General features: G+C 38.0%; 26 protein-coding genes. 15 read left to right on the top strand and 11 right to left on the bottom strand.

What is annotated here, in order from left to right:
• The first annotated feature begins 310 nt into the window (after positions 1–310).
• From HDT10_RS01255 to HDT10_RS01230, 6 genes are all read left to right on the top strand, one after another.
• Positions 311–622, top strand: coding sequence for a hypothetical protein (locus HDT10_RS01255; RefSeq protein WP_290879141.1), 312 nt, complete (start codon positions 311–313; stop codon positions 620–622).
• Positions 597–1,448, top strand: a complete 852-nt coding sequence (lgt, locus tag HDT10_RS01250; protein WP_290879139.1) for a prolipoprotein diacylglyceryl transferase — start codon at positions 597–599, stop codon at positions 1,446–1,448. Before HDT10_RS01255 ends, lgt begins: the two co-directional genes overlap by 26 nt.
• Complete coding sequence (gene abc-f, locus HDT10_RS01245) at positions 1,441–3,393, top strand: ribosomal protection-like ABC-F family protein (RefSeq protein ID WP_290879137.1); 1,953 nt, start codon at positions 1,441–1,443, stop codon at positions 3,391–3,393. The genes lgt and abc-f overlap by 8 nt, the downstream gene beginning before the upstream one ends.
• A 166-nt stretch (positions 3,394–3,559) precedes the next feature.
• On the top strand, positions 3,560–4,174 hold the full coding sequence (locus HDT10_RS01240; protein WP_290879135.1) for a DUF4879 domain-containing protein: 615 nt from the start codon (positions 3,560–3,562) through the stop codon (positions 4,172–4,174).
• Positions 4,175–4,183: 9 nt separating this feature from the next.
• Positions 4,184–4,684: a hypothetical protein gene (locus HDT10_RS01235; RefSeq protein ID WP_290879132.1), complete on the top strand. Its 501-nt coding sequence runs from the start codon at positions 4,184–4,186 to the stop codon at positions 4,682–4,684.
• Positions 4,685–4,713: 29 nt separating this feature from the next.
• A complete protein-coding gene (locus HDT10_RS01230) occupies positions 4,714–5,217 on the top strand; it encodes a hypothetical protein (RefSeq protein WP_290879131.1) in 504 nt (167 codons plus the stop codon).
• A gap of 269 nt (positions 5,218–5,486) precedes the next feature.
• Here the strand turns inward: HDT10_RS01230 and hemB are convergent, their stop codons facing one another.
• The 6 genes from hemB to HDT10_RS01200 all read right to left on the bottom strand — a co-directional run bounded on the left by hemB (position 5,487) and on the right by HDT10_RS01200 (position 9,736).
• Positions 5,487–6,452 (bottom strand): porphobilinogen synthase, encoded by a 966-nt coding sequence (hemB, locus tag HDT10_RS01225; protein ID WP_290879130.1) that lies wholly within the window; start codon positions 6,450–6,452, stop codon positions 5,487–5,489.
• Entirely contained in the window at positions 6,445–7,698 is a 1,254-nt protein-coding gene (locus HDT10_RS01220) for an ArsS family sensor histidine kinase (protein WP_290879128.1), read from the bottom strand. Before HDT10_RS01220 ends, hemB begins: the two co-directional genes overlap by 8 nt.
• Positions 7,699–7,700: 2 nt before the next feature.
• Complete coding sequence (locus HDT10_RS01215; RefSeq protein WP_290879127.1) at positions 7,701–8,375, bottom strand: response regulator transcription factor; 675 nt, start codon at positions 8,373–8,375, stop codon at positions 7,701–7,703.
• Positions 8,376–8,634: 259 nt separating this feature from the next.
• The gene (locus tag HDT10_RS01210) at positions 8,635–9,042 is read right to left on the bottom strand and encodes a hypothetical protein (protein ID WP_290879125.1); all 408 of its coding nucleotides are present in this window, start codon (positions 9,040–9,042) and stop codon (positions 8,635–8,637) included.
• On the bottom strand, positions 9,033–9,281 hold the full coding sequence (locus tag HDT10_RS01205) for a tetratricopeptide repeat protein (RefSeq protein WP_290879124.1): 249 nt from the start codon (positions 9,279–9,281) through the stop codon (positions 9,033–9,035). The genes HDT10_RS01210 and HDT10_RS01205 overlap by 10 nt, the downstream gene beginning before the upstream one ends.
• Before the next feature lie 38 nt (positions 9,282–9,319).
• Positions 9,320–9,736, bottom strand: coding sequence for a universal stress protein (locus HDT10_RS01200; RefSeq protein ID WP_290879122.1), 417 nt, complete (start codon positions 9,734–9,736; stop codon positions 9,320–9,322).
• Between the two features lie 129 nt (positions 9,737–9,865).
• Here HDT10_RS01200 and selA point away from each other — a divergent pair, with 129 nt between their 5' ends.
• From selA to HDT10_RS01170, 6 genes are all read left to right on the top strand, one after another.
• Positions 9,866–11,245: an L-seryl-tRNA(Sec) selenium transferase gene (gene selA, locus HDT10_RS01195; protein ID WP_290879120.1), complete on the top strand. Its 1,380-nt coding sequence runs from the start codon at positions 9,866–9,868 to the stop codon at positions 11,243–11,245.
• Between the two features lie 24 nt (positions 11,246–11,269).
• Positions 11,270–13,108, top strand: a complete 1,839-nt coding sequence (gene selB / locus HDT10_RS01190; RefSeq protein WP_290879119.1) for a selenocysteine-specific translation elongation factor — start codon at positions 11,270–11,272, stop codon at positions 13,106–13,108.
• Positions 13,086–14,186: a nitrogen fixation protein NifS gene (locus tag HDT10_RS01185; protein ID WP_290879118.1), complete on the top strand. Its 1,101-nt coding sequence runs from the start codon at positions 13,086–13,088 to the stop codon at positions 14,184–14,186. The genes selB and HDT10_RS01185 overlap by 23 nt, the downstream gene beginning before the upstream one ends.
• 29 nt (positions 14,187–14,215) lie before the next feature.
• Positions 14,216–15,448: a molybdopterin molybdotransferase MoeA gene (locus HDT10_RS01180; protein WP_290879116.1), complete on the top strand. Its 1,233-nt coding sequence runs from the start codon at positions 14,216–14,218 to the stop codon at positions 15,446–15,448.
• A gap of 82 nt (positions 15,449–15,530) precedes the next feature.
• Positions 15,531–16,784: a Vi polysaccharide biosynthesis UDP-N-acetylglucosamine C-6 dehydrogenase TviB gene (tviB, locus tag HDT10_RS01175; RefSeq protein ID WP_290879115.1), complete on the top strand. Its 1,254-nt coding sequence runs from the start codon at positions 15,531–15,533 to the stop codon at positions 16,782–16,784.
• Positions 16,784–17,629: a transglutaminase-like domain-containing protein gene (locus tag HDT10_RS01170; RefSeq protein WP_290879114.1), complete on the top strand. Its 846-nt coding sequence runs from the start codon at positions 16,784–16,786 to the stop codon at positions 17,627–17,629. Before tviB ends, HDT10_RS01170 begins: the two co-directional genes overlap by 1 nt.
• Positions 17,630–17,731: 102 nt before the next feature.
• On the opposite strand, the gene HDT10_RS01165 is transcribed toward HDT10_RS01170, so the two are convergent.
• Both HDT10_RS01165 and HDT10_RS01160 read right to left on the bottom strand, forming a co-directional pair.
• The gene (locus tag HDT10_RS01165) at positions 17,732–19,480 is read right to left on the bottom strand and encodes a Na/Pi symporter (protein ID WP_290879112.1); all 1,749 of its coding nucleotides are present in this window, start codon (positions 19,478–19,480) and stop codon (positions 17,732–17,734) included.
• Positions 19,481–19,667: 187 nt separating this feature from the next.
• Positions 19,668–19,937 carry a transcriptional regulator gene (locus tag HDT10_RS01160; protein WP_290879111.1) on the bottom strand — a complete coding sequence of 90 codons (270 nt, stop codon included), beginning with the start codon at positions 19,935–19,937 and terminating at the stop codon, positions 19,668–19,670.
• A 170-nt stretch (positions 19,938–20,107) separates the two neighbouring features.
• On the opposite strand from HDT10_RS01160, the gene HDT10_RS01155 reads away from it, so the two are divergent.
• The 3 genes from HDT10_RS01155 to HDT10_RS01145 are packed head-to-tail and all read left to right on the top strand — an operon-like array spanning position 20,108 to position 21,830.
• Positions 20,108–20,521: a TM2 domain-containing protein gene (locus HDT10_RS01155; protein ID WP_290879109.1), complete on the top strand. Its 414-nt coding sequence runs from the start codon at positions 20,108–20,110 to the stop codon at positions 20,519–20,521.
• 9 nt (positions 20,522–20,530) lie between these two features.
• Positions 20,531–21,091: a hypothetical protein gene (locus HDT10_RS01150; RefSeq protein ID WP_290879107.1), complete on the top strand. Its 561-nt coding sequence runs from the start codon at positions 20,531–20,533 to the stop codon at positions 21,089–21,091.
• A gap of 1 nt (position 21,092) precedes the next feature.
• Positions 21,093–21,830 carry a hypothetical protein gene (locus HDT10_RS01145; protein ID WP_290879104.1) on the top strand — a complete coding sequence of 246 codons (738 nt, stop codon included), beginning with the start codon at positions 21,093–21,095 and terminating at the stop codon, positions 21,828–21,830.
• On the opposite strand, the gene HDT10_RS01140 is transcribed toward HDT10_RS01145, so the two are convergent.
• The 3 genes from HDT10_RS01140 to ilvC all read right to left on the bottom strand — a co-directional run bounded on the left by HDT10_RS01140 (position 21,799) and on the right by ilvC (position 24,654).
• Complete coding sequence (locus tag HDT10_RS01140; RefSeq protein WP_290879101.1) at positions 21,799–22,380, bottom strand: GDYXXLXY domain-containing protein; 582 nt, start codon at positions 22,378–22,380, stop codon at positions 21,799–21,801. The genes HDT10_RS01145 and HDT10_RS01140 overlap by 32 nt on opposite strands.
• Positions 22,373–23,515 (bottom strand): DUF2157 domain-containing protein, encoded by a 1,143-nt coding sequence (locus tag HDT10_RS01135; protein ID WP_290879097.1) that lies wholly within the window; start codon positions 23,513–23,515, stop codon positions 22,373–22,375. The genes HDT10_RS01140 and HDT10_RS01135 overlap by 8 nt, the downstream gene beginning before the upstream one ends.
• A gap of 113 nt (positions 23,516–23,628) precedes the next feature.
• On the bottom strand, positions 23,629–24,654 hold the full coding sequence (ilvC, locus tag HDT10_RS01130) for a ketol-acid reductoisomerase (protein WP_290879095.1): 1,026 nt from the start codon (positions 24,652–24,654) through the stop codon (positions 23,629–23,631).
• Between the last annotated feature and the right edge of the window lie 342 nt (positions 24,655–24,996).

Here is a 24,996-nt window from a genome sequence, read left to right as displayed (position 1 = left end):
AAGCAATCCATAATCTAGCAAAAATAAAATCTATAAAGGCGAGATTCTTTTATTATAGATTGCGTTGTTAAATTAAAAGTATGCTGAATTGTGGATTGCCACGACTTCTTACGAAGTCTTGCAATGACTGAATGAGGGAATTATAAGTATGCAGTATTATAGATTGCCACGAATCGCAAGCGATTCTCATAATGACGCAGTGAGCACTTAATTATATGCAATATTAATTGCCAAGGACATATTAACTCACGCAAAGATAAATTTAATCGCTTTTTGCTAAAATTTATTATTTATTTACAAGGTTTAGAGTTTGAAAATCAGAAAAGTAAAAGACGATGTTTATATTTTGCGTGGAAAGATTAAAGAAATTAGCGATTATCACGATATGAAGTTTCTTTTAGAAAAGCGCAAAAACGAACCCAATGTGGAACTTCATTTTGAGATTCCGCAGGCTAAAGAGGTGAATTTTTATATTTTGGGTTATTGGTTGAAACTCGCACGCAAAAATGGATTCAAATTTCATTTTTATATCGCAAGCCCTTATTTATATGATACCTTTGTGCGCTTGGGACTGCATCAGTTTTTTGAGGTTGTCAATGATAGTATGGAACTCTATTTATAGCCATTTTAACCCAATTGCCCTTGAGATATTTGGAATCCCTGTGCATTGGTATGGGCTAATGTATGTGCTTGCCTTGCTTGTCGCGCTTTTGGTTGCTAAAGCTTTCGTAAAACTTGATAATTATCCTATCTCTAATGCGCTTTTAGATAGCTATTTTATTTGGGTGGAAGTGGGCGTGATTTTGGGCGCAAGGCTAGGATATATTTTGTTTTATGACGATTATACGAGTTATTATCTTAGTCATCCGTGGGAGATTTTCAATCCTTTTGATAGGCAAGGTAAGTTTGTAGGAATCCGCGGAATGAGCTATCACGGAGCAGCCATTGGGTTTTTGGTTGCTTCTTTATTGTTTGCAAGAATTAAAAAAGTTAATTTTTGGCTTTTTATGGATTTGGCGGGACTTAGCATTCCATTGGGTTATGTGTTTGGACGCATTGGGAACTTCTTAAATCAAGAATTAATCGGACGTGAGACCACAAGCGGAATCGGAATCTATGTAGAGGGAGTTTTGCGCCACCCAAGTCAGCTTTATGAGGCGATTTTGGAGGGGATTTTAGTCTTCGTGATTCTGTATTTTTGGCGCAAAAGAGCGCGTTTTGTGGGTGAGATTGGAATCCTTTATGGAATATGGTATTCTTTAATGCGTTTTGTCGCTGAATTTTTCAGAGAACCTGATACGCAAATCGGATTTATTGCTTTTGATTGGCTCACACTCGGGCAACTTTTGTCTTTGCTCATCGGTGGATTCTGCCTAGTTTTGTGGCTTTACAAAGCTGCACAAATTGCACCAAAAGATTCAGAGATTAGGAATCGCAAAAATGGCTAATCTTTCTTTGCAAAACATTTCTAAGCAATATGATTATAAAGCAATCTTGAAAGAAGTTTCTTTCCATTTGCGAGAGGGCGAACGCATTGCAATCGTAGGGCGCAATGGCGCGGGGAAATCTACTTTATTAAAGATTCTAAGCGGGGACTTAGAACCCGATGAGGGTGTGCGGATTGTTGAGGGGGATTTAGAAATCAAGCATTTGATTCAAAAGCCTCATTTCAAAGAGGGGCAAACAACTAAAAATGCTATTTTGGAGGCATTAGAATCCCTAAATTGCGCCAAAGTGCGTTATTTTGAAGTGGTAAAATTGCTCCAAGAATCTCCTAATGACAAAATGCTTTTGCGTGAATCTGCGGAACTCGCTAGCTTCATTGACCACCATAATGCGTGGGATTTGGAAGCAAAAGTCAAACAAGTATTGGAGACTTTTGAGCTAGAATCCCTACAAGACCAATTCGTGAATTTGCTAAGCGGTGGAGAGCAAAAACGCGTTGCGCTTGCGTGTCTTTTGCTAACCAAGCCGGATATTTTGTTGCTAGATGAGCCGACAAACCACCTAGATGTGCAAATGGTAGAGTTTTTGGAATCTATGCTGTTACGTGCAAATTGGACATTGGTGTTTATTAGCCACGACCGCTATTTCATTGATAGAATCGCAACGCGTGTGGTAGAGGTAGAGGAGGGGAGATTGCGTTATTTCAAGGGCGGATATAGTGATTATTTGCGCCAGAAAGAAGCGTTGCTCTTAAGCCTTGCCAAAAGCCACGAAACACTTTTAAAGCACCTTAAAGCAGAGGAGGAATGGTTAGCGCGTGGAGTGCGTGCGAGAGTGAAACGCAATGAGGGGCGCAAAGAACGGTTAATGCAAATGCGCCAAGAGGCAAAAACGAATCCCTCTATCATTCGCAAGATGCGTTTAGAGCTAGAGCGGGAGCGCAAAAATTTCAACCAAGAAGAGGGCGTTAATCGCAAAAAAATGTTGTTTGAAACAAAGAATCTCTGCGTAGAAATGGGCGGCAAAGTTTTGATTCGTGATTTCACTACAAGGATTTTGCAGTGTAATAAAATCGCAATCGTAGGGCGCAATGGCGCGGGGAAATCTACTTTGCTCAAACTCTTTTTGGGACAAATTAAGCCGACAAGCGGGAGCATTGAATGCGGAGAGGTGAAGATTGGCTATTTTGACCAACACCGAGAAAGCCTAGATGATAGCAAGGATTTGCTAGAGACTTTTTGCCCTTTTGGGGGAGACCATATTGAGGTGCGCGGCAAGAGTATGCACATTTTTGGCTATTTGAAGAATTTTTTGTTTCCTAAAGAGTTTTTGGACAAAAAAATTGGAGCATTAAGCGGAGGAGAAAAGAATCGTGTCGCACTCGCCTTGCTTTTTACGAAGTCGTATGATTGTTTAATCCTAGATGAGCCCACAAATGATTTGGATATTCCCACGATTAATATTTTGGAGGAATACTTACAAAGCTTTGAGGGAACGATTATTTTTGTGAGCCACGACCGCTACTTTGTGGATAAAATCGCACAAAAGCTCTATGTTTTTAGAGGCAATGGCGAGGTAATGGAATCGCACAAAAGCTTTAGCGAATATTTAGAGATTGAAAGCGAATTAAGAGAATATCAGACTTTAAGCGCAGAGCTAGATTCGCAAAATACCGCTCAAGATTCCAAAGAATCCCGAAATTCCCAAAGCCCAAATGCGAAGAAAACGAAATTAAGCTATCATCAAAAGCGATTATTGGAGATTTTGCCACAAGAGATTGAAGCCTTAGAAATAGAGATTAAAGAGCTTGAAAAGGCGTTGTTTAGCGGAGATTTAAGCACGCAGGAGTTGCAAGAAAAATCGGTAGAGTTTGAAGCTAAAAAAGCATTGTGCGAGGAAAAAATTATGCAATATTTGGAGTTAGAGGAAAAGGAATCGCAACTTTAATGAATTAAGTTTCTTGCAAGGGTGCAATAGCTGATTTTTGTCCTTGCGAGGAATGAAACGCCGAAGCAATCCATAATATAGAACTTTAGAAAAATAAAACAACAGAATCTTAATAATGGCATACTTTTTGCTTAGGATTCTACATATCTTATTTTAAAGAGTTAAAATGACAAGAAAAGCTTTAAGTCTTGCGTTGGCAAGTGTTTTAAGTTGCACAATCGCATTTGGTGCAGATAGCAACTATACCACAGAGGGTAAAGAGAAAGTTACGAGAAATGGCGTCAATATCTTTTTAGAGCCAAATTCACCCAATAAACAGAAATATTTAAGCGGTGAGTTTGATAAGGCGTTAGAAAGAATGAAAAAAGGTTACCAAGAGAATGCTAAAATGCAACCAAAAGCTTCCGCACCTTTGGTTACACAGGTATTGATTCTCAATGTTTGTTCTGAAAAAATGAAGCAAGATACAGGTTATGACTGTGAGGAAATAACCGACAATCAAACTTCTACCGGTTTTGACCATAGCGGAAATCCTTTTGAGGTTGATACAGGTGTTGTAGGCTATGGCGGACATAGCTATGATAGGGCAAAATTTGCAGGAAATGAAGCGGTGCAATTGAAATCTGAAGGCGTGGATTTGAATGGAGACAACATTGTAGATGGTTTTATTGATATTTGGGATATTTCAAAGCCAAAAAATACTAACGGAACTTTTGAATTTACAGCTACTTCTATCAATAATGCAGCAGTATCTAAATCCACTTCTATTTATATCAAGTAAAGGATTCCTATGCAAATTAGCACAAATTCTTATGCGAGAGAAGTTTCTCTTCTCTACCAAACAACGCAGAAACAGCAAGAGAATACAACTTCCTTTGATACGCTTTTGTCTATGCAAAACAATCAAAACCAAGCAGAAAATCAAAGATCGCAAAAGGCTAATGTTAGTAGTTTAAGTGAATTTGGTGTAAGTATGAATAGTGAGGAGGGGCGAACGATACGCACAGCACAAATCGTCTCCGCGATTCAACAATACGCAAAAGAGCATAACACAGACCCGCTTAAAGTGAATTGGCAGACTGCAAATGCAAGTTGGAATCAAAAGCTTAGGAATGCCTCTAGCGATGAGCAAAAAGAAATGTTAGAAAATGTGCTAGAGGTTTTAGAATCTGAAACTGCGATTCAAAGAGGCTTGTATATGGGAGAGACAGAAAGCCCAGCGCATTTTGAGCAACGCAAAAGCGCAGCCATTGACATTTTAAGCGAGATTCTGCAAGGGATTAAGGCTTAAGATTCTTGCAGATTAAATAAGGAGAATTTATGCAAATCACACAAAATTATCAGGATTTATCCCTATATAGGAATCCCTCCAATAAAACTTCGCAATCCCAAGAGCAGACGAAAACCTTTGGCGAGTATCTCGGTATGGTAGTGCCAACAGAGGAAAAACTAACGCAATGGGAAAGTGAAAGCCAAAACAAGCAAGAGGATTCTACACCTACGCTTGATAGAGGGACACACGCCCTTGCCCTTGCGGCAAAATTTGCCAACGACATAGAAAAGGCGATGAAAGCACAAGGAATCAGTGATGTTTCTAAGCTAGATAAGGCGATTTTCAACCAAGTGCGAAGGGAGAGTAGCCTAGAATCTAGTCCAGAAAAAATCCAAGATTTGCTTGATGAGACAATTTTTGCATTGCAAAACAATAGAGTGCAAAGTGGGAATTTGAGCAATGGAGCATTTGAGAGCCAAACGCAATTTGAAGCGCGAAAGACAAAGACAATAGATATTTTAAGTGAGATTCTGCAAGGAATTAAAGCGTAAGATTTTCTCTCCTAATGGGGCAGGGGGCTCTACTTGCGAAGCGTTCCCCTTAAACCCCAACCCCTAGCACGCTTCCTCCTCGTCATTGCGAAGCAATGCCGAAGTAATCTATAATCCGACAAAATTTAATCTCTACAATGGAATCTTAAAAACAATCCAAAATTATGGATTGCCGCGACTTGATAAATCAAGTCTCGCAATGACGCAGTGGCGATTTTACCTTTTGCAAGGACGCATACCAATCTATCTGCGATAGAATCCCGCGAGTCCTATAACAGCTTGGCAATTTCTTTTGCGTGGTAGGTAATGATAATGTCTGCTCCTGCGCGTTTAAAGCCAATCATTGTTTCTAGCAAAACGCGTTCATAATCAATCAAATGATTCTTTTGTGCAAATTTCAGCATTGCATATTCCCCACTTACATTATACACCGCAAGGGGCAATAGGGTGCGCTCTCTAATGTCGCGCACAATGTCAAGATAGGCAAGTGCGGGCTTAACCATTAAAATATCTGCGCCTTGTCTCTCATCTTCTAGGCTCTCTAGGATTGCTTCTCGGCGGTTTGCGGGATTTTGTTGGTAACTTTTGCGGTCTCCGAAGCTTGGCGTGCTGTTTGCAACATCTCGGAAAGGTCCATAATAGCCACTTGCGAACTTGGTAGAATAGCTCATCAGTGGAATATGAGAAAAGCCTGCGCTATCCAATGCGTTGCGCAAGTGTTCTATCATTCCGTCCATCATTCCACTTGGCGCAATCAAATCTGCGCCCGCTTGCGCAAGCACAAGGGCTTGTTTGTTTAGAATCTCTAGGGTTAAATCATTATCCACGCTCTGTAATTTTGGGTTTAGGATTCCACAATGCCCGTGGTCTGTGTATTCGCAGAAGCATAAATCTACGCAAAGGAGCATTTGGGGGAATTTTGCTTTGATTGCGCGCAAGGCTTGTGCGATAATGCCCTCCGAACTTAGTGCCTCACTACCTACACTATCTTTAATGGCTGGAATCCCAAAAAGCATAATTGCTTCAATGCCTAACCGCTCTAGCTCCTCACATTCTTTTAAGGCATTATCAATGCTTAGTTGATAGACATCAGGCATAGAGGGTATTGCATTTTTAATGCCCTCTCCGTGTGTAATAAAGAGAGGATAGATTAAGTCTTTTGTGCGCAAGCTTGTTTCCTCTACAAGATTCCTTACGACAGGGTTTAGCCGAACTCTTCTTAAACGTTTAAACATATTTTTCCTTTATGTTGGTTTTGGCAATAATGCCTTGAATGATAAAGTAATTTTTATCCTTTTCGTGGTGGTAATCTAACTTCAATCCTTGAGATTCCAAAGTACTTTTGACGATATAGATTCCTAATCCCAAGCCACCATTTTTATTGGATTTGCTATCCTTGAAAAAGGGTTTGGCGTGGTCTTTTAGGCTATAAGGCAAAGGCGCACCAAAGTTTGAAACTAAAAGATTCTCGTTTTGGATTTCAATTTCTACCTTGTCTTTTGTTTTGTATTTTAGCGCATTATCTAGTAAATTTTTAATAGCCAAAGCAAGCATTTCAAAGTCGCAGTGCAAAAGATAATTTTCTCTAGGCAAAATAAAAAGCTCTTGGATTTGTTCCTTGTCTAAAAGTAGCATTACAAAGACGCGCTGTAAAATATCCTTTAACACATAGTTTTGTTTGTTAAGGCAATAATTGCGTGAGCTTAATTCTTCAATCTTGGCAAATTCATTGATGAGGCTATTTAAGCGGTCAAACACGCTACAAAGTCGTTCTTTGTAGAGTGGATTGTCTATCATTTCCGCCGTGATTCTGCCTTTAGTAATGGGGGTTTTGAGCTCGTGCATAATGGAACGCAAAAAGAGATGTCTGGATTGGTTGAGAGCATTGATTTTTTCTGCGGCATTTTCAAATTCACGCGAGAGCTCGCCGATTTCGTCATTTTGGTTGATTTTGCAAGAAATATTTGTTTGCCCATCGGCAAATTTACGAATCTCTTTGCGCAAAGTTTTAAGCGGTAGAATGCTTTTAATCACAAGTGCAAACAAAAAGACAACTACCAAAAAGGCAAAAAATGTAATTAAATAATAGTTAAAAAGTCTATGGGAATATAAGCCGCCGTAGAGCTTCCATTCTTGTGGAGTTTGTAAAAAAAGATAAATGCCGTTTTCTTGCTTGATGATTTTTGCAATCATTCCATTATTGAGATTCTGCGTTAAGTGATTCTGGAATTGTTCTAATGTTTTGGCATCTTGGATTTGGTGCAAGTCTAGCTCTTTAAGATATTTTTCAATCAATTCTATATTGCCACCAAACCGCACCAATTGGTTAATCGTGGTTAAAAATTGATTGTATTTGAGCTGGTCTTTTAAGATGCCCTCATTGATTTCCTCTCGGATAAAATAATAAGAAAATGCACCTAAGCAAATGATAGCAACGATAAATAAAATCGTGATTTTGACGAAAATAGAATTTTTAATCATCTTTATAATTGCAATTTATAACCAATTCCACGCACAGAAAAGATGAACTTTTTGTCCCCTCTTTCTATCTTGCTGCGCAAGCGTCCAATGATGACATCAATGCTCTTGTTGCTAGAGTCTGGGTTAATAGAATCTGAATGTGCGGCGATAGAATCACGCGTTAAGGCTTGATTGACATTTTCAAGCATAAAGCTTAGAATCTCATATTCCGCTTTAGTCAAATTAAGTGCTTCCTCGTTGAGGTAAATTTCTCTACTTCCTTTGTCAAGCACAAAGGGCAAAATAGATGTTTCTGCTTGGTTTGGTTGGTTGGATAAATTATATCTACGAAGGACACTATGGATTCTCGCAATGAGTTCTTTTGGGTCGTAAGGCTTAGGGATATAATCGTCTGCACCAAATTCTAGCCCTAGCACTCTATCGTCAATATCGTGTCTTGCCGAAGAGATGATAATCGGGATTCGTTTTTCTTTTGCGACCTTCTTGCAAACTTCAAGCCCATCTAGGTTTGGGAGTGTTAGATCTAAAAGAAGGAGGTCAAAATGTCGAGTGTTGATTGCACTCATGCCTGTATAGGGCTCATCATAATTCGTTACATTAATATCATGAGCTTTCAAGTATTCACCAAGAATGGTCGCTAACTCCAAATCATCTTCTATCATCAGGACTTCTAGCACGGCATTTTCCTTGCAAAAAGGAGGATTGGGTATTTTAGGGGGTTAAAGAAAAATTTAGGAAAATGCCCACTAGAATTGACAATAATTTCAAAGAACTTACTCACGCTAAGTGTCCTTAAGCAAAGGAGAAGTGGATGAAAAACTTTTCGTAAAAGGTCCAAACCTAACATTGTGTTAAGCTTGTCTCTCAACTCATCCCGTTGAGATGACGAAATTATAAAAGAAAATAGTAAATCAAAGGTAAATAAAAAAAATTTTTTCATTTTTGATTCTTTTTTTCGTCAATAATGGCTAAAGTAAATTCTAAAAAATTCAAAATCATATCTACTTTTGTTTCAATATTGCGATTATTTGGCGATTGTAAGCCCTCAAAAAGCACGAGGATTCTTTCTTGCAAGGCATTAAGAAATTTTTCTTCTTCCAAATAGGATTTGGTTAGCAGTGCTTTAAGCTCTTCGGTGTTTTTGAAGTCTAGCTTTTCAATTTTGCGTGCGTAAGGATTCTGTGTGTTGGTGTTTTGGCTTGGATTGTCTGGGGGTAGAATGTCTAATAAGGCATCACGTTCAAGCTTGGGTTCTTCTAATGTATCGTTTGGGTTGGATTCTTTGATAGAATCGCCCGTGTCAATTTCGGCTAATGTTTGTAAAATCGCTTCTTTTAGTTCCATAGTTGTCCTAACCACCTTTCAAACTCATTAAATTCTACTTCACTATCCATCTGGATAAAGAGATTCAACATATCCTCCCTTGCTTTACCATAGTTTTTGCGATTGCTGACTAGACGTTTTAGGGCGATTTTGGCTTCAATGTTGCTAGGGTCTTCTTCTAAAATGGTTTTATAAATCTCCGCTGCTTCGTGAGCGTGTCCTTGTATTTCATAAATGCTTGCGAGCGTTAGAGTTTTCATTAGAATCCTTGACTTTTGCAGGGCTTTAAATCTGTCATTTATTTTACAATCAAAATAGGAATCGGGGATTTTTGTGAAAAATCGTTTTGATTGGTAGAAAAGATTTTATTCCAAAAGCTCTCCTCGCTCTGTCCAATGACGAGCAAATCAAAATCTTTAGCATAAGCTAGAACTTCTGTTACAGCTTCGCCCTCTAGTAACTTTTGTTTGATATTGACGCCTTTGTCGGTGAAAATTGCACAAAATTCTTCTAGTAATTTATCGCTTTGTGCGTTTTCCTTTTTTTCAATTTCCTCATAAGCCGCAAGTGCCGCTTCTCCATAAAGCATAATGGGGGTTTTGACGTGAATAATAGTGATAGCGCAATCGTCTCTATCGCCAAAGAAATTTACTACAAATTCCGCCGCTTTTTGACAAGATTTCGTCCCATCTACGGCAAATAAAATCTTTTTCATCGCAAGCCTTATTAAATAAAATGATAAAAATTATATCAAAATCTGTGCGAAATCTTGCAAAATTCACAGAAAATAAAGTAAGAATGCGCTACGATTTTTAAGCTAAAATTTACACAAAAAGAATAGGTAATGCAAGATATTCTACGACATATCCCAAAAACAGATAAATTGCTCAATGCGCTAAAGAACGCATTGGGGGGTAATTTTAATTCAGGTTTAGTCAAAAATCTCCTTGTGGAATTTTTAAACGACTATCGTCAAGATTTGTTACAAGGGGACAAGATTCTGGATTTGGAATCTTGTGTCCAACAAGTTGCCAAACGATACCACGCCCTCACACAAAAATCCTTAAAACCTCTCGTTAATGCTACCGGAATCGTGGTACATACGAATCTCGGGCGCAGTGTGTTTTCTCCCTCAATCTTGCAAGAGATTTTACCCATTTTGACGCGTTATAATAATTTAGAATACGACCAAGAAAGGGGGAATCGCAGCGAACGTTATGTGCATTTAAAGGGTTTATTTAAGGCACTTTTGGGAGCAGAAGATGTCTTGGTGGTTAATAATAACGCCGCAGCGGTTTTTTTGATTTTCAATACTTTTGCCAAAGGCAAAGAAGTGGTTGTCTCACGTGGAGAGCTGATTGAAATTGGCGGGAGTTTTCGGATTCCAAGAGTTATGGCGGATTCTGGTGCGATTTTGCGTGAGATTGGCACAACAAACAAAACGCATTTGAAAGATTATCAAGAAGCGATTAATGAAAATACGGCAATGCTGTTTAAGGCGCACAAGTCTAATTATGCTATGAGTGGGTTTGTAAAAGAAGTTGAATTTAGAGAAATCGTAGAGCTCGCTGCTACAAAGAATCTTATTGATTATTATGATTTGGGAAGCGGATATTTCGGCTTGAATGGATTTGAGAATAGCCTCAAGAAATTTGAACCTGCTTTAGAGGAGATTGCAAGCCTTAATCCAAGCCTTGTAAGCTTTAGTGGAGATAAACTCTTAGGTGGGGCGCAAGCGGGAATTATTTTTGGCAAAAAAGCCTTGATAGACAAACTCAAGAAAAACCAACTTTTAAGAATGTTGCGTGTAGATAAATTCACGATTGCAGCCCTTGAGGCGACATTAAATGCTTATTTGGAGGGCAAAACAGAAAAAATCCCTACTTGCCATTTATTGCTTAGGGATAAAGAGGAGCTAAGACGCAAGGCAGAGACATTGGCGAGTCTGATTCCAAAAGATTTTGCCCCCAAAGTCGTACCGACCAAAAGTTATAGCGGAGGAGGGGCAATGCCGAGCCATTATTTAGAATCTTTTGGGGTTGCGATTGCGGCAAAAGATTTAGCAGCTTTTGGCTCTGATGAGGAGCAGTTAGAAAGGTATTTGCGTAAAGAGGGCATTATCGCAAGGTTAGAAAGTGGTGCATTGATTTTGGATTTGCGCACTTTACTAGAAGGCGATGAGGAAAGAATCGCAGAGGCTTTTATGAAATTTAAAAACAAATAAGTTTAAATAGAAATGAGGGAATCAATGCAAGAAAATTTAATTATTGGCACAATGGGGCATATTGACCACGGCAAGACAAGTTTAATTGCCGCAATGAATGGATTTTGGGGCGATAGTTTCGCGCAAGAAAAAGAGCGGGGTATTACATTAGATTTAAGCTTTTCTAATTTAAGCCAAAAAGAAAAAAATATTTCTTTTATTGATGTGCCCGGACACGAAAAATTAGTGAAGAATATGATTGCTGGGGCATTTGGCGTGGATTATGCACTGCTTTTGATTGCTGCAAATGAGGGGATTATGCCCCAAACATTAGAGCATTTAAGGATTGCTTATTTGCTTGGCATTAGTGATTTTATTGTCGTATTGAGTAAATCTGATTTGGTGGATTTAGAAAGAATAGAGGAGCTAAAGGGGGAGGTTAAAAGGCTTTTTGATAAATTCCCAAGCTTGAATTTTCAGATTTTGAGTTGTTCTATCCACGATAAACAGAGCATTCAAGCATTAGAGGAAGTGCTTTTTGCATTACCTAAAAAGAATCATAAGGATTTGGGATTTTTCCGCTACTATATTGACCGCGCATTCGTGATTAAAGGTGCGGGTTGTGTTGTGAGCGGAACATTAATGAATGGAGATTTAGATAGTAAAGAAAAAATATGGTGTGCGCAGCTTGGAAGAATGCTTGGGATTAAGAATCTCCAAGTGCATGGGCAATCCCAATCCATAGCTCCTAATGGCGCACGCGTAGCGATTAATCTCAATGGTGTTTCGCACCAAGAATTAAAACGTGGGGATTTGCTTACAAAGAGAGGATATTTGCGCGGATTTGATAGCATAGAAGTAGAGATTTGCGCCTTTGAAGCAATTGAGCATAATAGCGAAGTGCAGCTCTTTATAGGAGCAATGCGTTGCGATGCGCGCATATTGTTTTTGGATAAAAATAAAAAGTTTGCAACATTAAAAACCTCAACCCCAATCTTTGGCATATTTAATGAAAGGTTCATCTTGCGTGATGATAGGCAAACTTTGGGCGGAGGTAGAATCTTGAATCCTATTGTAGATCCGATGAAAAAGGCACAAAAGGTAAAATATTTAAATCTTTTAAGTGAGGGAGACTTAAGGGGTGCTTTTGCGGTTATGCTGCAAGCACACAAAAAAGGCTTTGGGCTTATTAGTGCGACTCAACGTTTCGGGATTTCACAATCTAGGGCATTAGAGATTGCGTCAGAGATTCCACAATGTTTTGTGTGTGAAAAGGAATTGATTGTTTATCCAAAAGCCGCTAGAGAAATGGTGTATAAAATGATTTTAGGGATTTTGTCCAAGAATCCTAACGCACTTTTGAGTGCGGCACTTTTGAGCCAAAAGCATAGTTGGATTGCGGAAGAATTTGCTAAAAGTGTTTTGGAGGAAAGCTTGGAGAGGGGAGAATTAAACAAAGTGGATTCTTTTTATATTTCCCCTAATAATGTTTTAGGATTAGAGGCGAGCGATACCAAACAGATTGCGGATTATTTTTATAGAACGATTTATCAAACCCTGCAAAGTCAGGAGTTTCAGCCCATTGCTCCTTATAATTTATATGACGCATTGGATATTGATAGGCAAACAGGGGATTCCGTTTTCAAACGTTTGACGCGTGAGAAAAAGATTGTGCGCTTGAATCATCGGTTGTTTATTTGCAGCGATGTTTTGGCGCGTCTGCTTGAGTTAATGCGTAAAATTATTCAAAAAGAAGGACATTTGGATTTAGAGAATTTCAAGGCGCATTTTAATCTAAGTCGTAAATATCTCATTGCTTATTTGGATTATTTGGATAGTTTTGATGATATTGTAAATACCGATGGCAGACGCACCTTTAAATAGCTCGGATTATCTAATGCTTGATAGATTACAGAATCCACCTCTAAACAAAGAGCTAAACCAGTATTTAATAGACATTAAAACGGCAAATTATCAATCTATCTTTCCTGTGCAATCTCAAGAGATTTTTAAAGAAAAAGCAGCACTCTGCGAGCTTTTGGGGAAAAAGTTTTCGCGTCCTTTTAGTTTTAACTTGGAATCTTTTTATTGTTTGCTCACAAATCTTTGTAGTGCAAATTGGAAAATTGCCCTTGCACTTTCGTCCCACGATATGCTTTATTGTGCTTATTGGGAGTTGCCTTTACAATACAGAGAAAATATTTTTCCTCTTTTGCCAGATTTTACGAGTGGAAGCATTAGCCAAGATTCCATTAATGCCGCACTGAATTGGGGGGCAAATTGTTTTATTGTGCCCGTTTTAAACGAGGATATTTTGACGCTTAATGCAATAGAATCCTTGCCCCAAAATGTTATCAAAGTTGTAGATATTAGCTATGCTCTTGCATTAAATCTGCCCCTGCCTCAAGCGGATATTATGCTGCTTAATGGAGAAAATTTAGGAATTATGCGCCCTTTTGGCATTTTCGCTTCTAATGAGTATTGGGGCGTTTATGGCGTTTCCAATAATTTTTTGGAGATTCCACGTCTTTATGAGACTTTCCGACAAGCCATTATGCTTAAAAACTCTAATGCAAAATCTGCGACAAACGAGATTCCAATCGATTTGGCGCGCATTTTCTTTGACGCTTTGTGCATTAATTTGGAGAAAATGGGAATGAGGGAGAGTTGCTATTTGTTTTATCAAACGCCGCCAAATACTTTAGCTTTGGGACTTAAAGGAATCAAGGCGCGGAATCTGATTCAAAGCTTGCTTTTTGACGATATTGGTGTAATTAATGGGCAAGAATGTCTCTTTGGTTTTGCGCGTCCTTCTTTCGTGCTACGTGAAATGGGATATAGCGAGGCGCAAGCGAGAGAATTATTGAGCCTTAGTTTTTTAGATATTTCTTCAAGTCTGATTCCAGAAATTGCCCAAAAAATTGCAAAGAGATATTTGCAGCTAAGAAATTTAGAGCATTAAACAAAATTTTCTTTCAAGGAAGTAAAATAATGGGAGATAAAGCACAGAGTTTAAGGGAAGCCATAGAATCTTTACAGAATGCAGCGCAAGGATTCTATCGGCAGGCAGAGATTGTACCACTTTTAAATGCACAGGATAGAGTTTTGGCAGAGGCAGTCTATGCTCAAAAGGCATTGCCTTGTTTTGATAATTCTGCAATGGACGGCTACGCGTTAAAGGCGAGTGATGCAGGAAGGACCTTGCATATTAAAACAAGCATTTTTGCAGGCGATTGCACGCAAGTAGCTTTAGAGAATTTAGAATGTGCGAAGATTATGACAGGTGCGAAAGTTCCTAGTGGTGCAGATTGTGTTGTGCCTTTTGAGGAAGTTGAGGGAGGATTTGGAAACACAACTCAAATCTATGCACCACATACTTTAAAGCAGGGTGCGAATATTCGCAAGTGTGGTGAAGAAGTCGCGCAAGATTCTTTGCTTTTAGAAAAAGGTTCAAATTTAAATGCAGATTCTCTTACTTTGCTTGCTACGCAGGGCATTAGTTATATCAAGGTTTTTGCGCCTTTAAGGATTAGTGTGTTTGCAAGTGGTGATGAGCTAAAGGAAATATGGGAGCAGGCAGATTCTCATCACATTTACAATTCTAATGCCACGATGATTGCCGCAATCCTCAAGAGCTATGGCTTTGAAAGTCATTATGGCGGAATCTTAAAAGATGATTGCGATTCTATCAAGGCAGCATTGGAGTCTCAAAGTGATGTGATTTTTACAAGTGGTGGGGCAAGTAAAGGCGAAGCGGATTTTATGCGAGAGGCTTTAAAGAGATGTGGCGCACAAATGGTGTTAGAGGGTGTGCAAATCAAGCCGGGAAAGCCCATAATGGTTGCAAAATTGGATTCTAAATTCATTGTTGCATTACCGGGAAATCCTTTAGCCGGAGCAGTTTTATTGCGTTTGCTTATCGTGCCATTTTTGTATCAATTAAGTGGGGCAAGGGCTTATTATCCTCAATTTCTGTTGTTCAAATCTGCGCAGAATCTTACGCGCAAGAAACGTACGGAGGCTTTGCTTGGGTTTATGCAAGAGGATTGTGTGTATTTTGTCAAAAAAGGAAAGTATGGTTCTAGTGAAGTTACTCCAATGGCTTTAAGCAATGCGCTAGTTGTGTTTGACGCATCACGCGATTCTATTGCAGAAGGTGAGCCATTAAAGGTTTTGCCCTTTAAAATGGAATTTGGCATTAAAAAGTCAGATTTTATTAATTAGACGTAAAAGTGAAATCGCAAATTAGAATATCTTTAGAAAAAGTAAGTAAAATTACGCAAAGATTGCAGAAAAAAGGGAGAAGATGAAAATTCTTGCTATCATTGGACTTGGATATGTTGGGTTGCCTTTAGCGGTGGAATTTGGCAAGACTTATAAGGTGCTAGGATTTGATATTTTTCAAACACGAATTGAAGAATTAAAGAGTGGTTATGACCGCACATTAGAAGTAGAAGAAGCAGAGCTGAAAAGTGCTACAAATTTATATTTTACGACAAATTTGGAAGATTTAAAGGAGGCGCAGATTTTTATTGTTACCGTGCCAACCCCGATTGATCATTATAACAAGCCTGATTTGACACCACTTCAAAAAGCCTCTAGTAGTGTAGGAAAAGTACTTAAAAAGGGTGATATTGTCATCTATGAAAGCACGGTTTATCCCGGCTGCACAGAAGAGGATTGTGTGCCGATTTTGGAACGTGAGAGTGGCTTGAAATTCAATGTGGATTTTTTCTGCGGATATTCACCAGAACGTATCAATCCTGGTGATAAAACGCACCGTTTGCCTAATATCAAAAAGGTAACGAGTGGTTCTACACCTCAAATAGCAGAGGAAATCAATGCGCTTTATGCAAGTATTATTACAGCAGGTACGCATAAAGCCCCAAGCATTAAAGTCGCGGAAGCGGCAAAAGTAATTGAAAATTCACAACGAGATATTAACATTGCTTTTGTCAATGAACTTGCGTTAATTTTTGAACGTTTGGGCATTGATACCTTAGAAGTGTTGGAAGCAGCGGGAAGCAAATGGAACTTTTTACCCTTTCGTCCGGGTCTTGTTGGGGGGCATTGTATCGGTGTAGATCCTTATTACCTTACGCACAAAGCAGAATCTCTAGGTTACCATTCTCAAGTGATTCTAGCAGGACGACATATTAATGATAATATGGGAATTGTCGTTGCAGAAAGGGTCATTAAACTGATGATTAAAAACAAGCATCAAATCATTGGTAGCAAAGTTGCTATTCTTGGAATCACTTTTAAAGAAAATTGTCCAGATATTCGTAATTCTCGCGTGGTAGATGTAATTAGAGAATTGCAAGATTTTGAATGCAAGGTGGATATTTATGACTCGTGGGCAAGTGCAGAGGAAGTCCAAAAGGAATATGGTTTGATATTGCAAGAAATGGAAAACTTTAGATTGCACGACTATCAAGCTGTGATTATCGCAGTGGCACACAATGAATTTAAAACATTAGACTTTAGTCATCGGGGTGAAGTTGTTGTCTATGATTTAAAGGGTATTTTACCAAAAGAACAGGTGAGCGGTAGGCTTTAATGTATCAAATTGACACAAAAAGACAATATAGCTACACTTCTTCTTGCATTAGACCTTTTGATGTGCAAGAATATTTCCCGCTAAAAATTGACATTAATAAGGCAATTTTTAAGAATGCCTTATTGTGCCCCCCCCCCCCAGAAAATAAGCCTTTAAAGGCAAGAGAAGCCAATCAGTGCCTGCAAGAATTGTTTGTATCTTTGCAAGGCGATTTTGAAAAAAGGCAAAAAAGCATAGAGAGAGAACTCAATGTGCGCGGAATCCCAAAGCAGCTAGCCTTTTGCTTTTATCTCAATGTCTTTATACACAAGAGCAAGCATTACACTCCAAGAGAATTGAAAGAAAGTGTGCAGTTTGCAACGCTGATAGAATATTTTATCAAATTGCAATATGGACATTGTGGGCAGAAGTCCTATGCGCTTTGTATGTTATTGGAAAATTTTGGAATAGAGGCTAGAGTAATCAGTTATAGCGATATTTTTGGTTGGGCGCACGGATTTTGTGAGGTGTTTATCAATGAGAAATGGCAGATTTTAGACCCAACTTTTAATATGTATTTTGATATTGGAGTGCAAGAAATCATTAAGAATCCTTATTGCAAGCGCAAGATTTTGAGCTTTTATTCCAATGAATTTTGGGTGGATAAAAGCCAAGGATACGAGCAGTTTATCCAAACTCAAATTGATGCCAACCACCACACGACTTTTAAATATAATAAGGAATGGTTTATGTTTATGGGATTCTATCCTTTTGTGCCCCCGATTTTGTATTTTAATCAAATAAACAATGGGCAAAAGATTGAACTCTATGACATACGAAAAGATACGCGTTATCAATTTGTGTAAATAATTGCAATAGTTTGTGAATCATTTATGATTCTCGCAAAGACGAAGTTTGTCATTATGAAGTTGGATTCGTCAGCGAGTTTGAGCAATCACGATAAGAAATTATGATTCCTCATCGTGATAGGCGGCATAAAGATGTTGTGTCATCACAAGCAAGTCTTTACTGACTTTATTGGCAGTGTCAATATCATTAAGGATAGAAGAGGCATTATTGGCACTGATTTTGTTATCAAGAATCAGTTTTTCTACCTTGCTAATGGCGTTGTCATCGGCTTGGTCTAATAGTGCAGAGCCCTTACGAATGCTTGCCAAAATCAGCTGGACTTTCTCATCTGAAATAGTTTCAAGGTTTTCAATACTGCGTAGAGTTTCGGCTAAATTAATCCGTATTTCATTATAAATCTCTGCTAATGCTTCATTGGAAGTTTGTGTTGCTTCCTTTAGATTGCGGTAAAGCATTTTTAATTGGTGGATAGACTCTACTGCCCTACGCGCTGCCTTTTTGATATGCGCAATTTCGCTCATTTGGTCTTTTTCGTGGATATAGGTTTGTGCAATAGTCGCGAAGTCGAACATTTTGTCAAAAAGATATTTGATATTCTTTTGATAAAAATTGTCAAAATCTACATCTCTTCTATACAATTTTTTCTTCGCAATAATCTCGCGGAAAGGCGTGTTGGAATGGATTTCTTTACGCGTAAATCCGAGCGCATAGGTGAGGACTAAAAAGCAGTTATCATATAAGTGTTCCATTTCATTTCTTAGAGCTTCAATTGCGGTATCGGGGTATTCTACAATAGAATGATTAAGGTAGATTGGCTCGTATTTTTTCGCTTCTTTATCCACGATGAATTTTTCAAGAAGCCAAACCATTTTTTCTATGAAAGGCATCATCAAGGCAATGCCTACGATATTAAAGAGCGTGTGGAATGCAGTGAGCTGCAAGATATAATCATCGCTTGCGATTCCAACCGCATCACAAAAGAGACGCACAACAGAAATCATTTGGTGCAAAAAGACAACCGCCACAAGTGCCGTTACGCTATTGAAGAGCAAGTGCGCCGCAGCAAGTCTTTTGCCTGTGATGTTTGTGCCAATAGAGCCAATAATTGCCATTACGGTGCTACCGATATTAGAGCCAATCGCAAAACCTAGTGCATTTTCATAGCTCATTTGTCCTGCGGCTAGAATCGTGATTGCCACAAGCAAGCTTGCATTGGAGCTTTGCATAATCACGGTAAGCACGATTCCTATAAAAACAAATAAAGAGACGCCCAAGATTCCGCTCATTTGCCCATATTGCGCAATATCTACAATGTCTTTTAGCTCATTGAATCCACTTTTGACGAGCGAGATTCCAAGAAAAAAGAATCCAATGCCACAGAGAATTGAACCAAAGGCTTTAGAAGTTTTTGAGTTTTGGAGGTTTAAAATCACACCAAAGACGAGCAAGGGCATCGTAATAGAGGAAATATCAAATTTCACACCCGCAATCGCAATTACCCAAGCAACAATCGTTGTGCCGACATTCGCCCCGAAAATTATCCCAATCCCTTGCCCTAAGGTGATAAATCCAGCGGATAAAAAAGAGATTGCGAGCACAGAAACAAGCCCGCTGCTTTGCATAATCATCGTAGAAATTGCACCAAAAATCAAACTTTTAGTCGCGGTGTTTGCCCATTTTTTTAACACTCTTTCGATAAAGGTGCTGAAGTTGCTAAAGCCATTTTTGAGACACATTACACCATATAAGAAAATGGCGATTCCAGAACACGCTCCCAAAAATGAGCTAGATTCATAAAACAAATATCCCAAAACACCAAAAACGAGAAGTAATATAATGCTGCGCATTGGCTTTCCTTGAATTAAAAGTGAAAAAGCAAAGGGTTATTTTACGACTATTATTATTAAATTAATATAAGCTTAAGGTTAATCAAAATGGAATATTGTCATCTTGTTTTTGCAAGTGCGGGCAAAGCAATCTAGTATTGTATAAAGCAAAGGAATCTTTAAGCTTTTGCGTTGTTTATTGCATTATTTATAGATTGGTTTTGTGGAGATGGCGGATTATTTCATCTCGTAATAGTGGGGATTCTTTGATATTGGATTCAATGGCGAGCAGTTCCTCATAATACTTTTTGCTTGAGATTAACATTTCGTTAAACCTGAATCCTAGCATTACAATGCAATAAAGATTTGGCTTGTGTTTTTTCCAATTATAAAGCGTCTTGGTGTCAATTTGTAAAATCCCTGCAATATCGCGTTGGGATAGTTTGGAGTGGAGGAAGTGGTCTTCTTGTTTTGGCATAAGATTCCTTTAAAAGCATATTTTTCAAGGAATGTATAGAATTTTCTTATAATTTTTAACAAGGGAATAATTACATAAATTTATTATTATATCAGTAATTATTACTTTGTTATTCTCTAAATAAAAGTAAGGTAGAAATCCAGATTATAAAATTAGTTTAGGAGGTCAAATTGGACGCACATAGTCTAATATCACAATGGTCAGGTAAAATTCCTGCGGATTCTGTATATACACTACAAGAGGAGATTAAATCACTTTCTCAGGAAAAAATCGCAACTCTTTATTCTCTTTCTCTGAAAAATAAATTTATTGGACTTGTTCTTGGGCTTTTTCTCGGAGGTTTGGGGGTGGATAGATTCTATAAAGGAGACAAGAGATTGGGGGTTTATAAATTAACCCTTATGTGTGTTTATATTGTTGTTTTATCCATTGGTGGGGCACTTGGAAGTCAAGTTATAGCCGGATTTGGTGGCATATTAGGATTGGTTGTTACTATATGGGCAATCACGGATTTGTTTTTGGTTTGGAGGGGAATCCCAAAAGATAATTTGACGAAGATTCGTCAAGCAATTTTAGGCTATTAAGGAGATTTTATGAATTTCAGTTGTAAAGCACTTGGTTTAATTTTATTATTTGGCTTATTATTTAGTGGCTGTGGCACAACGAGTTGTGATGAGAAAGGTATGGCAAATCAAGCCCTTGATATATTGCTTCAAGAATATAAAAAAACTGCCAAAGAATTAGGAATTTATACAAGTGATGTGGTATTATTGGATAAGGAATCTAATGTATGCCAAGCAAAAGTTAATATTAAAGTAGTTGATGAATTTAATCAGTGGCTTGAATCTGAGCGCAAAAAAGCAAATGACGATGTTGGATTTATGCTTGCTGCAGCATTTGCCTTAGAAAAATTTTCCATTTATCGCTTAATGGGTTATAATGTTGCGCTTACTAGTTATGAAAAATATGAACAAGGAGGTGAATATTCGAAAATGATTATCAATGAGCCAGAAATAGAGATGAATGAAGTCGCCAAATACACGCTTTATCGTGAAATATTGGACAAATTCTCGAAGTCCGTTATCCATTACAAAGTTACTAGCAATGATAAAGGTGATGAATATATTATTGCGGAAGTTGTGCAGGAAAAATAATATGCCCTATAAATTACCCAAAAAAGCAGAGATTGAGCTATTGGATTCTTATTATAAATCTGATAGTTTTAAGAATGGGAGAATGTTTAAGTCATTTTTTACAGAATTTTGCGAGCGGGCATTTGCGGTAAATCTTGAAACGCAAAAGGGTTTGGGATTATTTCCAATAATGTTTGAGGAGCAAAACGCCTATGCAAGCATTGGTTATGCGCTGCATTCGCTAACACCGTATGTTTTTAGCGAGAATCCTATCAAGTATAAAACAAAAATTAAAGGAGAGCCTGAAAAACAAGATAAAAATGGACGTGTAGATTTTTGGTGTGCAGAAAAAAGCTTTAAATTTGAGGCTTATATAGAATCTAAAAAGCTATGGTTAAATATTGGTAAAAATGCTAAATGGAAATTGGATAGTGCGTGTGAGACACGCATTAACGAAGCAATTTCTCAAATTAAAAGACTTAAAAGTGCAGGAGTAGATAAAGCGACTAGCAAATACACAAAGGGTGCGGTGTTTAAAGTTGCTTTATTTCAGATTCCAATTGTTTATAATTACAAACAAAGACCAAATGATGAGGATATAGCATCTGCACCCAAGCATTTAGAGAATCTTTTAAATGAGTATTTCAAGGGCAGTGTGGGCTTACTCCTAAGTGTCTTGGATATGCGTCCCTTTGGTGGAGAGGAGAATGAGGGCGAGTGCAATCCCTTTAATGTCCTTGCTGTGGCAGTAACTCAATAGTTTGTGTTTTATCATTGGATAAGATTTCGTCTAAATTATCCAATGATAATTTTTTGGCAGATTCTACTTCTAAATCCACAATCCTTGCCTTGCCTCTAAAGATTTTCAAGGTTACAATTGCTTGATTGTTAGGCTTGGCAAGGAGGCTTTGCATTTCTTGCGCCTTGTCTTTTGTGGTGAAATATTTTTCTATGCCTCCTAAAGAAAGACTCGAAAATTCGCTTTTCGGAGCTTTTGTTTTGATATAAAGTTGATTTTTGGGTGGTTTAGTTAGAATCTCTTTAAAGATAAAATTTCTTTTATCTGCTTTTTCAAGACATACGAAAACCTCTGCATTGAATGGAATCTCTGCATACATAGATTTTTTAAGTTTTACCCCATAATCTAGCCACACAAAATTCCCTGCAAGTAAATCTCTAGGGTCGTATCCTTTGACAATGACTTTCACTTCTGTGCCGAAATAGATTGGCAAATAAGCATTGATAAACATTGTGCCAATCAAAGCAAATTGTAATCCACACGCAATTAAAAGCCATTTTACTTTAAGCATTTTTTCTCCTTGCAAACAAAAGCAATCCTAGTCCAAAGCACAAAAATATAAGACTTGCGCCGATATAATCCCCCAACAAATCCAAATAGCGCACCAACGCCAACAAGCACAAAACAAACAATCCTGAGATTGTATGGTTTTCTTTGATGAGGTGAATGCCTAAAAGAAGTGTTAAAAAGGAATACAACCCTTTGTGAATTATTGTATCTAGGGAGTATAAATGGGAATAAAAATCCATCAGAGCAAAACCGATGATGAGAATCCCTAAAGGATAGTGTTTAAAATATAGATTCACAACGCCTAATACGACAAGCAAAATAGGTAAAGAAAAGGAGAGAGACAAAAATGAATCCCCTAAAGGATAATAGCTTGAGACAACAAGGATTAAAGCCAAAGCAAAATAAGCATAAATTTTGTAGGGCTTGAAATGAAAGCCTAAAATGATGAGAGAAAGCCATACAAAAGCGGATAGGTTTAAGCTCTCTTTCTGAATCTTGCACAGATACAAACCAAGAAATATAAAATTAGGCAAAGCAAGAATCTTTTTTGCATTTAAGGAGATGGGAAAAAGGATTCCACTCTGCACGATAATTCCAAGCGCAATAATACAAATAAATAAGCTCATAGAGTGATAGTATTCCACAAGATTTAAAAAATACCATACACTAGTGAATAAATAGCCCACAAGGAAAATGGCAGAGGACTTGAGGGCAAAAGCCAACACCAATACGACACAGCCCACACTTAAAAAGGCTAAAGCAGTATCCTCCCCTAGATGATAAATTTGTGAAAGTAGAGCAATATTTGCAAGTAAGGCAAACCCACTTAGGATTCCAAAACTCTGCTTAAATAAGGGGCTTTTGGAGTAAAATATTCCCAAATGCGTGGCAAAAAGTGTGGTGAGAAGTAAAAAGGTTTTTAAAAGATTCGGAATCTCTTGCCAATTATAAGCAACAAGCGTGAGGATAGAAAGCCCTATAAAGATAAAGGCAAAGACGACTAGAAAAGGAAAATCTGAACCTTTATCAAGAGAATAAAAATTTAGAATCTCTCTTTCTTGTGTTCTGTTAATCAAACCCTCGTTTGCGAGTCTAGCGATTTCGGATCTTAGAAAAGATTTTTTATTGAAAAACAATTTTAAATCCTTAGTGCAATGATAAATCTTATCAAGCGTTAAGAGCGAGATTGTAAAGATTCTGTGGCATAAATTTATGTTTGCAAAAAGTTGCAAACATAAAAAGTCATTGGTTAGTTTTTGCTTTTATCTACAAGTTTGCCCGCAGAAATCCAAGGCATCATTTCACGAAGTCTTGTACCGACTTTTTCAATTGGGTGATTTGCTAAATTTTTGCGTTCCGCATTCATTCTTGCATAACCTGCTTTGCGTTCTAGGATAAAGTCTTTTGCAAATTTACCTCCCTGAATGTCTTTCAAAATCGCACGCATTGCCTTTTTGGATTCTTCGTTGATGACGCGTGGTCCGCTTATCATATCGCCATATTCCGCTGTGTTGGAGATAGAATAGCGCATATCTGCCAAACCTCCTTGGTAGATTAAATCCACGATAAGTTTTAACTCGTGCAAGCATTCAAAATATGCCATTTCTTCAGGATAACCAGCTTCAACGAGTGTTTCAAATCCAGCTTTCACCAAGCTAGAGACGCCACCACAAAGCACAGCTTGTTCGCCAAATAGGTCGGTTTCCGTTTCGTCTTTGAAAGTTGTTTCAATGATTCCACTGCGTCCGCCACCGATTGCGCTTGCATAGCTTAATGCAATGGCTTTTGCGTCACCTTTGCTTGTGTCTTGTTCTACGGCAATCAAATCAGGGATTCCACCACCTTTGACAAACTCACTGCGCACGGTATGTCCGGGAGCTTTGGGTGCAACCATAATCACGCCCACACCTTTTGGTGCTTTGATTTGTCCGAAATGCACATTAAATCCGTGCCCAAATGCAATAATTTGGTCCTCATTTAAATTTGGTTCAATATCGCGCGTGAATACATCGGCTTGCAATTCATCAGGGATTAGAATCATTACTAAGTCTGCCCACTTTGTTGCTTCGCTTACTTCTAATACTTTAAAGTTTTTGGCTTCCGCTTTTGCCCAGCTTTTGCCACCTTTATAAAGTCCGATTGCTACTTCTACACCGGAATCGCGCAAGTTTTCTGCGTGTGCGTGTCCTTGAGAGCCAAAGCCAATAATTGCAACTTTTTTCTTTTTGATAAGTCCTAAATCGCAGTCTTTGTCGTAATAAACTTTTAATGCCATTGTTTCCTCTTTTTAAGTGAAATGTAATATTCGTGATTATATTGCATTTTTCCTTAGTGGAGACTTTGCCAAATAGAATTTAATTTGCTTTTGGGTTTGGAGAGATTTTAGAGTTTTTATTCTTGGGCTATTTTGGAATCCCATTATTACATATTGCTTTATTGAAAGATTTGAATAGGTTTGTGCAGAAGTTCTACTATAAAGAGAGAGTAAAATGGTATAATCTTATAAACGACTTTGATGAGGATTCGCAATGGCACTTTCTTTTTTCTTATTTTTTGTATTGCTTTTGATTTTGTTTTTTAAAGTTTTTTATTGGTTTCGTTAATTTACTCTGTAATT

The organism is Helicobacter sp. (assembly GCF_014799995.1).
Taxonomy (GTDB): domain Bacteria; phylum Campylobacterota; class Campylobacteria; order Campylobacterales; family Helicobacteraceae; genus Helicobacter_D.
This window is presented reverse-complemented; position numbering and strand designations above follow the sequence as displayed.

Bases quoted from the DNA above. Each gene is read 5' to 3' on its own strand.
- HDT10_RS01180 (WP_290879116.1), top strand. From the start codon at position 14,216: ATGGGAGATAAAGCACAGAGTTTAAGGGAAGCCATAGAATCTTTACAG.
- abc-f (WP_290879137.1), top strand. From the start codon at position 1,441: ATGGCTAATCTTTCTTTGCAAAACATTTCTAAGCAATATGATTATAAA.
- HDT10_RS01220 (WP_290879128.1), bottom strand. From the start codon at position 7,698: ATGATTAAAAATTCTATTTTCGTCAAAATCACGATTTTATTTATCGTT.
- HDT10_RS01150 (WP_290879107.1), top strand. From the start codon at position 20,531: ATGAATTTCAGTTGTAAAGCACTTGGTTTAATTTTATTATTTGGCTTA.
- HDT10_RS01240 (WP_290879135.1), top strand. From the start codon at position 3,560: ATGACAAGAAAAGCTTTAAGTCTTGCGTTGGCAAGTGTTTTAAGTTGC.
- lgt (WP_290879139.1), top strand. From the start codon at position 597: ATGATAGTATGGAACTCTATTTATAGCCATTTTAACCCAATTGCCCTT.
- HDT10_RS01205 (WP_290879124.1), bottom strand. From the start codon at position 9,281: ATGAAAACTCTAACGCTCGCAAGCATTTATGAAATACAAGGACACGCT.
- tviB (WP_290879115.1), top strand. From the start codon at position 15,531: ATGAAAATTCTTGCTATCATTGGACTTGGATATGTTGGGTTGCCTTTA.
- HDT10_RS01230 (WP_290879131.1), top strand. From the start codon at position 4,714: ATGCAAATCACACAAAATTATCAGGATTTATCCCTATATAGGAATCCC.
- HDT10_RS01200 (WP_290879122.1), bottom strand. From the start codon at position 9,736: ATGAAAAAGATTTTATTTGCCGTAGATGGGACGAAATCTTGTCAAAAA.
- HDT10_RS01165 (WP_290879112.1), bottom strand. From the start codon at position 19,480: ATGCGCAGCATTATATTACTTCTCGTTTTTGGTGTTTTGGGATATTTG.
- HDT10_RS01145 (WP_290879104.1), top strand. From the start codon at position 21,093: ATGCCCTATAAATTACCCAAAAAAGCAGAGATTGAGCTATTGGATTCT.
- selA (WP_290879120.1), top strand. From the start codon at position 9,866: ATGCAAGATATTCTACGACATATCCCAAAAACAGATAAATTGCTCAAT.
- ilvC (WP_290879095.1), bottom strand. From the start codon at position 24,654: ATGGCATTAAAAGTTTATTACGACAAAGACTGCGATTTAGGACTTATC.
- HDT10_RS01235 (WP_290879132.1), top strand. From the start codon at position 4,184: ATGCAAATTAGCACAAATTCTTATGCGAGAGAAGTTTCTCTTCTCTAC.
- HDT10_RS01210 (WP_290879125.1), bottom strand. From the start codon at position 9,042: ATGGAACTAAAAGAAGCGATTTTACAAACATTAGCCGAAATTGACACG.
- HDT10_RS01185 (WP_290879118.1), top strand. From the start codon at position 13,086: ATGGCAGACGCACCTTTAAATAGCTCGGATTATCTAATGCTTGATAGA.
- selB (WP_290879119.1), top strand. From the start codon at position 11,270: ATGCAAGAAAATTTAATTATTGGCACAATGGGGCATATTGACCACGGC.
- HDT10_RS01140 (WP_290879101.1), bottom strand. From the start codon at position 22,380: ATGCTTAAAGTAAAATGGCTTTTAATTGCGTGTGGATTACAATTTGCT.
- HDT10_RS01170 (WP_290879114.1), top strand. From the start codon at position 16,784: ATGTATCAAATTGACACAAAAAGACAATATAGCTACACTTCTTCTTGC.
- hemB (WP_290879130.1), bottom strand. From the start codon at position 6,452: ATGTTTAAACGTTTAAGAAGAGTTCGGCTAAACCCTGTCGTAAGGAAT.
- HDT10_RS01160 (WP_290879111.1), bottom strand. From the start codon at position 19,937: ATGCCAAAACAAGAAGACCACTTCCTCCACTCCAAACTATCCCAACGC.